The sequence below is a fragment of the Mycobacterium sp. genome, from assembly GCF_025965855.1.
In the GTDB taxonomy this organism is placed as follows: Bacteria; Actinomycetota; Actinomycetes; order Mycobacteriales; family Mycobacteriaceae; genus Mycobacterium.
The window spans coordinates 1-8,465 of record NZ_JAOPWB010000148.1 but is presented as its reverse complement, the minus strand read 5'-3'; the positions used below and the strand labels follow the sequence as shown (position 1 = coordinate 8,465).

Annotated in this window: 6 protein-coding genes, 1 tRNA gene and 1 pseudogene; 6 read left to right on the top strand and 2 right to left on the bottom strand. The window is 69.1% G+C overall.

Annotation, left to right across the window (positions count from 1 at the left end; all coding sequences use genetic code 11):
• Both JWP83_RS11720 and JWP83_RS11715 read right to left on the bottom strand, forming a co-directional pair.
• A pseudogene (locus tag JWP83_RS11720) lies at positions 1-327 on the bottom strand (L-seryl-tRNA(Sec) selenium transferase); the annotation flags it as partial.
• Positions 328-345: 18 nt separating this feature from the next.
• A tRNA-Sec gene (locus JWP83_RS11715) sits at positions 346-440 on the bottom strand.
• Positions 441-459: 19 nt separating this feature from the next.
• On the opposite strand from JWP83_RS11715, the gene selD reads away from it, so the two are divergent.
• The 6 genes from selD to JWP83_RS11685 all read left to right on the top strand — a co-directional run.
• The gene (gene selD / locus JWP83_RS11710) at positions 460-1,473 is read left to right on the top strand and encodes a selenide, water dikinase SelD (RefSeq protein ID WP_297730114.1); all 1,014 of its coding nucleotides are present in this window, start codon (positions 460-462) and stop codon (positions 1,471-1,473) included.
• A 44-nt stretch (positions 1,474-1,517) separates the two neighbouring features.
• Positions 1,518-4,847: a formate dehydrogenase gene (gene fdh, locus JWP83_RS11705; protein ID WP_297730115.1), complete on the top strand. Its 3,330-nt coding sequence runs from the start codon at positions 1,518-1,520 to the stop codon at positions 4,845-4,847.
• Positions 4,822-5,784, top strand: coding sequence for a 4Fe-4S dicluster domain-containing protein (locus JWP83_RS11700; RefSeq protein ID WP_297730113.1), 963 nt, complete (start codon positions 4,822-4,824; stop codon positions 5,782-5,784). Before fdh ends, JWP83_RS11700 begins: the two co-directional genes overlap by 26 nt.
• Positions 5,781-6,866: an NrfD/PsrC family molybdoenzyme membrane anchor subunit gene (nrfD, locus tag JWP83_RS11695; RefSeq protein WP_297730112.1), complete on the top strand. Its 1,086-nt coding sequence runs from the start codon at positions 5,781-5,783 to the stop codon at positions 6,864-6,866. The genes JWP83_RS11700 and nrfD overlap by 4 nt, the downstream gene beginning before the upstream one ends.
• Before the next feature lie 107 nt (positions 6,867-6,973).
• Positions 6,974-7,960, top strand: coding sequence for an LLM class F420-dependent oxidoreductase (locus tag JWP83_RS11690; protein WP_297730111.1), 987 nt, complete (start codon positions 6,974-6,976; stop codon positions 7,958-7,960).
• Positions 7,961-8,138: 178 nt separating this feature from the next.
• Positions 8,139-8,465: malate dehydrogenase (locus JWP83_RS11685; RefSeq protein ID WP_297730110.1), on the top strand; the 327-nt coding region annotated here is incomplete at its 3' end.

Genomic DNA, 8,465 nt, shown 5'->3' with positions numbered 1-8,465 from the left:
CTCGACGTCCGTCGTCCCGGCCGCGGCGACCACCGCGTCCACGGCGGCCCGCGACAGCGGCGCCCGGCCCAGGTTGGTGTGCACGACCACGCCGGTGGCGTTGATGACGGGCCGCAGGCTCGACGCGGTGGCGGGAAGCGCGGCGACGGCGTGCTCGGCGACGCGCTCGGGCTCGATCTCCCCGGCGCGTGCCCGCCGCTGGGCCTCGACGATCACCGATTTCACCAACGCGCGCCCCAGCACCCGCTGCGCTTCGGCCAGGCGCGGGTCGGCGAGCAGGACGTCGGTACGCGGCACGAGCCGTCGCTGATCAGTTGGCTCACTCATGTCAGGCCCGAAGGAGCATGGCGGAGGCGGACGGGAATCGAACCCGCCAGCGGCAGCGTCTGCCGTTCGACGGTTTTGAAGACCGCGCCGGTCACCAGACCGGGCACGCCTCCCTGGACCATGGCGACAAGTATGGACTTCGTGACTTCTCGTGCGACCTACCGACTGACCCAGTACGCCCACGGCGGCGGCTGCGCCTGCAAGATTCCGCCCGGCGAACTCGAGGCCGTGCTTCGCGGGTTGGAGTCGGCCGCGCCGCGCGACCCGCTCGGCGAGTTGCTGGTCGGGCTCGACAGCGGCGACGACGCGGCGGTGGTACGCATCGCGGGCGGTACGGCGCTGATCGTGACGACGGACTTCTTCACACCGGTGGTGGACGACGCCTACGACTGGGGCCGGATCGCGGCAACCAACGCGCTGTCCGACGTGTACGCGATGGGCGGGCGCCCGGTGGTCGCGGTGAACCTGCTGGGTTGGCCGCGCGATGTGCTGCCGTTCGAGCTGGCCGCCGAGACGCTGCGCGGCGGGCTGGACGTGTGCGGCCTCGCCGGCTGCCATCTTGCCGGTGGTCACAGCGTCGACGACCCGGAACCCAAATACGGGCTGGCGGTCACGGGGATCGCGGACCCAAACCGCCTGCTGCGCAATGACTCCGGCAGGCCCGGCACGCCGTTGTCGCTGACCAAGCCGCTCGGCGTCGGGGTGCTGAACAACAGGCACAAGGCCACCGGTGAGCGCTTCGACGAGGCGGTCGCCGTGATGACGACGCTCAACGCCGACGCGGCCGGCGCGGCGCTGGCGGCAGGAGTTGAATGTGCAACCGACATAACCGGTTTCGGTCTGCTCGGACACCTGCACAAGATGGCGCGGGCCAGCGGTGTCACGGCGGTGATCCACTCGGCGGCGGTGCCCTATCTGGATGGCGCGCGGGAGGCGCTGGCGGCCGGCTACGTCAGCGGCGGCACGCGGCGAAACCTCGACTGGGTGGCGCCGCACGTGGACCTGTCCGCGGTCGGCGAGGACGAGGCCCTGTTGCTCGCCGACGCGCAGACCTCCGGCGGGCTGCTGATCGCCGGCGAGATCCCCGGGGCGCCCGTCATCGGCGAGCTGGTGCCGCGTGGCGAGCACACGATCGTGGTGCGCTGAACGGGCGGGGTTTCGGTGTGACGCAGTAGGGTAAGGGAATGGCGATGCGGAAGATCTTCCTGGAATGGCCCTTGGAATGGCCCGTCGTGCGTCAATTGCGTTCGGGGGACAAGCTCGGCCGCGGATCGGCCGTGACGTCCAAGCGGACCCGCGCCATCACCCCGCGCACGACCACCGCCGACCGGGTGGTGCAAAGCGTGTGCCCGTACTGCGCCGTCGGCTGCGGGCAGCGGGTGTACGTCAAGGACGAGCGGGTCGTCCAGATCGAGGGTGATCCCGACTCGCCGATCTCGCGGGGGCGGCTGTGCCCGAAGGGCTCAGCCAGCGAGCAACTCGTCAATTCGCCTGGCCGGCAACTGAAGGTGCTCTACCGCGCGCCGCGGGCCACCGAATGGCAGCCGCTCGAACTGAGCACCGCGATCGACATGATCGCCGACCGCTTCCTGGAGTCCCGCCGCCACACCTGGCAGGACATCGACAAGAAGGGGCAGCTGCTGCGCCGCACCATGGGCATCGCGTCGCTGGGCGGCGCGACGCTGGACAACGAGGAGAACTATCTCATCAAGAAGCTCTTCACCGCCGCGGGTGCGATCCAAATCGAGAACCAAGCTCGTATTTGACACTCCTCAACGGTTCCCGGTCTGGGAGCCTCCTTCGGGCGCGGCGGCGCCACCCAATCACTGCAAGACATGGCCAACGCCGATTGCATCATCATCCAGGGCTCCAACATGGCCGAGTGCCATCCGGTCGGGTTCCAGTGGGTGGAGGAGGCCAGGGCCCGGGGCGCGCGCGTGATCCACGTCGACCCCCGCTTCACCCGCACCTCGGCGGTGTCGGACAGGCACATCCCGATCCGGGCCGGCTCGGACGTGGTCTTGCTCGGCGCGCTGATCAACCACGTGCTCGCAAACGACCTGTGGTTCAAGGAGTACGTCCTCGCCTACACGAACGCGGCTACCCTGATCAACGAAAACTTCCGGGACGCTGAGGATCTCGGCGGGCTGTTCTCCGGCTTCGACCCCGAGACCGGGCAGTACGACATGTCGACGTGGGCGTACGCCGACCCGGACGGTGGTCAGCTCGACGCCCGGCCCGGGTCAGCCGGCGAGCACGGCGCCGAGGCGTCGGCGCGCGCCGCGGGTGACGAGCTTGGCAGTGGGGGACCGCCGCTCGGGCACGGCCGGGTGCTGCGCGACGACACCTTGCAGCACCCGCGCACGGTATTCCAAATTCTCAAGCGGCACTATGCGCGCTATACGGCACAGATGGTCAAGGACGTCTGCGGCATCGGCACCCAGGATTTCGACTATCTCGCCCGCTCCATCGTCGATAACTCCGGGCGCGAGCGCACCACGTGCTTCGCATACGCCGTCGGGTGGACACAGCACACCCTGGGGGTCCAATTCATCCGCACCGCAACCATTTTGCAGCTGCTGATGGGCAACGTGGGCCGGCCGGGGAGCGGCATCATGGCGCTGCGCGGTCACGCCAGCATCCAGGGCTCCACCGACATCCCGACGCTGTTCAATCTGCTGCCCGGGTATCTGCCGATGCCCAAGGCGGGCGCCCACGACACCTTGCGGGCGTACCTCGACGCGGTGGGATCCAAGCAGCAGAAAGGCTTTTGGGCCAACGCCGACACCTACATGGTCAGCCTGCTCAAGGCGTGGTGGGGCGACGCGGCCCGCGGGGACAACGACTGGGCCTACGACTACCTGCCGCGCCTGACCGGCCCGCACGGCACCTACCAGACCGTCACCGGGATGCTGGCCGACGAGGTGGAGGGCTACTTCCTGCTGGGCCAGAATCCCGCGGTCGGTTCGGCGCACGGCCGGATGCAGCGCCTCGGCATGTCCCACCTCAAGTGGCTGGTGGTCCGCGACCTCAACCTCATCGAGTCGGCCACCTGGTGGAAGGATGGTCCCGAAATCGCCTCCGGTGAACTGAAAACCGAGGACATCGAGACCGAGGTGTTCTTCTTGCCCGCGGCAACGCACGTCGAAAAAGCTGGATCGTTCACCCAGACGCAGCGCCTGCTGCAGTGGCGCCACAAGGCGGTCGAGCCGCCCGGCGATTGCCAAAGCGAATTGGCGTTCTTATACGAGCTGGGCAAGCGCATCAGGCAGCGCCTGGCCGGCTCGACCGACGAGCGCGACCGGCCGCTGCTGGACCTGACGTGGGACTACCCGACCGACGAGCACGGCGACCCCGACGGCGAAGCGGTGCTGGCCGAAATCAACGGGTATCAGCTCGCCGGCGCTGACGCGGGTAGGCCGTTGTCGTCGTACACCGAGCTGCGCGCCGACGGGTCGACCGCGGCCGGTTGCTGGATCTACACCGGGGTGTACGCGAACGCGACCAACCAGGCCGCGCGCCGGGTGCCGGGCGGCGGCCCGTCGCCCAGCCAATCGGAGTGGGGCTGGGCATGGCCCGCCGACCGGCGGATCCTCTACAACCGCGCGTCCGCCGACCCGGACGGCAAGCCATGGAGCGAGCGCAAGCGATACATCTGGTGGGACGAGCGGATGGGTCGATGGGTTGGATATGACGTGCCCGACTTCGTGGCCGACCGGGCACCGGGCAGCCGGCCCGACCCCGAGCTCGGTGGCCCCGACGCGCTGGCCGGCGATGACCCGTTCATCATGCAGGCCGACGGCAAGGGCTGGCTGTTCGCCCCGAAGGGTGTGGTCGACGGACCGCTGCCCACGCACTACGAACCGCAGGAGTCGCCGGTCGCCAACGCGCTGTATCCCCAGCAACGGAACCCGGCGCGAATCATCTTCCCGCGCAAGGACAACCTGAGCGCGCCCAGCGCCGGCGAGCCCGGGGCCGACGTGTATCCCTACGTGTTCACCACCTATCGGCTCACCGAGCACCACACCGCCGGCGGCATGAGCCGGTGGCTGCCCTACCTGTCGGAGCTGCAACCGGAGATGTTCTGTGAGGTGTCCCCGGAGCTGGCCGCCGAACGCGGTCTCGAGCCCTACGGGTGGGCCACCATCATCTCGCCCCGCGCGGCGATCGAGGCCCGGGTGCTGGTCACCGAGCGCGTGTCCCCGCTCGTGATCGGCGGACACACGGTGCACCAGATCGGGTTGCCATACCACTGGGGTGTCGGCAGCGACGCGGTGGTCAGCGGGGACGCGGCCAATGACCTGCTCGGCGTGACACTGGATCCCAACGTGCAGATCCAGGAGTCGAAGGTCGGATCGTGCGACATCCAACCCGGCCGCCGGCCGCAGGCCGAGGCACTTCTCCGCCTGGTCGCCGAGTACCAGTCTCGCGCGGGCGCCACCATCGAGACCGGCAACGTACGGGTGAGCGACGCCGCCCGGGAAGGGGGAGCCGATGGGCCAGCTAACCGGACCGACTGACCCGGCCACCGACGCGGGTTGGTCAGATCGCAAGCCGCGCAAGGGATTCTTCACCGACACCTCGATCTGCATCGGCTGCAAGGCCTGCGAGGTCGCGTGCAAGGAATGGAACCGCAACCCGCAGGACGGCGAGCTGGAGCTGTTGGGTTCGTCCTACGACAACACCGGCGCGCTGGGTGCCAGCACGTGGCGACACGTGGCGTTCGTCGAGCAGGGCCGCGACCGGATCGAGGAGGCGCGCGAATCCGGCCGCACCCTGATCAATTTGGGTATGCCGGCCATCCCCGCACCTCCGGATACCAAACCGCCGGACACACCGGAATTCCGCTGGCTGATGTCCTCCGATGTGTGCAAGCACTGCACGCACGCCGGGTGTCTCGACGTATGCCCGACCGGCGCGTTGTTCCGCACCGAGTTCGGCACCGTCGTCGTGCAGGCCGACGTCTGCAACGGGTGCGGCACGTGCGTTGCGGGGTGCCCGTTCGGCGTGGTCGAGCGTCGCAGCGACGGAACGTACACGACGCCGGCGAACCGACCGGATCGTCCCGGCGAGAAACCCGTCACCGGAGTCGCCCAGAAGTGCACCCTCTGCTACGACCGCCTCGTCGAGGACCAAACGCCGGCGTGCGCCCAGGCCTGCCCGACCACCTCGATCAAGTTCGGCGACCACGACGACTTGGTGGTCAAGGCGCGGGAGCGGGTCGCCGCGCTGCACGCCCAGGGGCTGACGGAGGCCCGCCTCTACGGCGCCAACGAGCACGACGGTGTGGGCGGCACCGGGTCGATCTTTTTGCTGCTCGACGAGCCGGAGGTCTACGGCCTGCCGCCCGACCCGCGGGTGTGCACGGCCGACCTCCCCCAGATGTTCAAACGGGCCGGCCTGGCCGCGGCCGGCATGTTCGGCGCGGCGGTGCTGGCGTTCTGGAGGAGCAAGTGACCACCTCCGAATTCGACAGCGTGCGCCCGCCCGAGCCGACTGGCGGCAGGCGCCGGAACGGAAAAGGCAAGGGGCGCAGGGGCGGTGGGGACGGTTCGCGTGAGATGCCGATGGTCCCCGAGGCCGAGTTCAGCTCGTACTACGGGCGTCCGGTGGTCAAGCCCGCACCGTGGGGCCACGAGGTCGGGGCATACCTGTTTCTGGGTGGCGTCGCCGGTGGATCCGGTCTGCTGGCTGCCGGGGCCCAGCTCACCGGACGAGACACATTACGCCGCAACACACGGCTGTCCGCCCTGATCGCGGTGATGCTGGGCGCGGTCGCGCTGGTCAAAGACCTGGGCCGGCCCGAGCGTTTCGTCAACATGCTGCGGACCGTCAAGCTGACCTCGCCGATGAGCATCGGCTCGTGGATTCTCAGCTTCTTCAGCGCCGGTATCGGGATTGCCGCGGTCTCCGAGGTCGACCGGATGACCGGCGAGCGGCTCCCGTTGGGACCGCTGCGCCCGGTGCTGCGCGCCGTGGAGGGACCGGCCGGATTGGAAGCCGCTGTCTTCGCGCCACCGCTTGCCGTCTACACCGCGGTGCTGCTCAGCGACACCGCGACCCCGACGTGGAACGCCGCGTATAAAGACCTGCCCTTCGTGTTCGCCAGCTCGGCGAGCCTGGCCGCCTCGGGATTGGCGATGATCACCACCCCGGTCTCCGAAGCCGGGCCCGCTCGCAGTCTGGCCGTCATCGGTGCGATCGGTGATCTGATCTCCGCCAGGTACACGGAGCACCGGATGGACCCGGTGACCAGAGAACCGCTGCACCGAGGCAGGCCCGGGCGGCTGCTGGCAGGGAGCGAGTGGCTCGCCGCCGCGGGCGGTTTGGGCGCGTTGCTCGGCGGGCGACACCGCGGTGTCGCCGCCTTGTCCGGCCTGACGTTGCTGACGGCGTCGGCACTGCTGAGGTTCGGTTTTTTCGAGGCGGGTCTGGAATCGGCCCGTGACCCCCGCTACACGATCGAGCCGCAGAAGCGCAGGCTCGCTGCCCGTCGGGCGGCCGGCGTTACCGGGGACTCCATCACCACCGCGGACTGAACAACGACTTTGCTGGAATCGTTCCGCGAGCGTAACGCCACGGCGATTTTCGGCTCGGTTTTTCGCCGTGGCGTTACGCTCGCGGGCGCCCGGGTACCCGTGTCGGTATGACGAATTTTGGCTACACTTTGATGACCGAGCAGAGCGGACCGAAAGACCTTGTCCAGTATGCCGTTTCGGCCGAAGATCGCGGGTTCGACTTCGAGGTGTGCAGTGACCATTTCTCCCCCTGGCTGACGTCGCAGGGACACGCGCCCAACGCCTGGGCGGTGATGGGCGGGGTGGCGCACGCCACCGAACGGGTGGACCTGTACACCTACGTGACCTGCCCGACGATGCGGTATCACCCCGCGATCGTCGCGCAGCAGGCCGCGACCGTGCAGATCATGTCCGACGGCCGGTTCACCCTCGGTTTGGGCAGCGGGGAGAACCTCAACGAGCACGTCGTCGGCAGGGGTTGGCCCGCCGTCGAGCGCCGGCATGACATGCTGCGCGAAGCCATCAAGATCATCCGGGAGCTGTTCGGTGGTCAGCTGGTGAACTGGCGCGGTGAGTACTTCCAGGTGGATTCGGCGCGGCTGTGGGACGTGCCCGACGTCCCGGTCGGCATAGCGGTGGCCATGGGCGGTAGTAAGGCCGTCGACAGGTTCGCCAAGCTGGGCGATCACCTGGTCGCGGTGGAGCCCGACGCAGAGCTTGTCCGCGAGTGGCACGCCGCACGCCAGGCCGCCAACCTCGCCGGGGGCGGACGGGTGGTCGGCCAGATACCGGTGTGCTGGGATCCCGACCGCGACGCCGCCGTCCAGCGCGCGCATGACCAATTCCGCTGGTTCGGCGGCGGCTGGAAGGTCAACGCAGACCTGCCCACACCGGCCGGTTTCGCCGGTGCGACCCAGTTCGTGCGACCGGAAGACGTCGCCGATGCCATCCCCTGCGGCCCGGACCTCGACGCGATCGTCGACGCCGTCCGACCGTACTGGGAAGCCGGGTTCACGGACATCGCGCTCGTCCAGATCGGCGGCGAGGCGCAGGAGCTCTTTCTCAAAGAGGCCGCCCACCCTTTGCTCGATGCGCTGCGCGACGCATCCCGCTGATTGCGCGTTTGGGCGGTGCCTGCACGGGTACCCGAGTGCCAACGTGGCCATCGGGCTACCACCGGCAGTTTGACGTATGAACGAAGACTTTAGGGCCGGGCGGGCGGGCGGCCTGCAAAATTGCTGCACGACAGCTGATTTGCGACAGCCTATGCCCTGCTCGGCAAGGGAGTCGACGATGAGTTATCGATCTGGCAACGCCAGCGCACCTTTGGCGAAAGCGCTCGCCGGCGCGAGCTCCGGGCTGGGCCTCGCCGAGCTGGCGCCCCCCGGGAAAGTTGCTGCTATCGCGGGCGTGGATGACACGCGCGTGTCGCGCCGGGTCATCCGCGCGCTCGGCGCGCGCGAATGCGGCCACGGCGCGGCGCTGCTGGTCGGTTCCGACAGGCTGGTCTGGACGAGGGTGGCCGGCGACGTCCTGGATGCTTCGCTGCTGCTGGCAGGGGTGGCCGCCCGCGGTCCAGGGCGCCGGCGGCGGGGCACATTTTCGGCCGCGGTCCTCGGC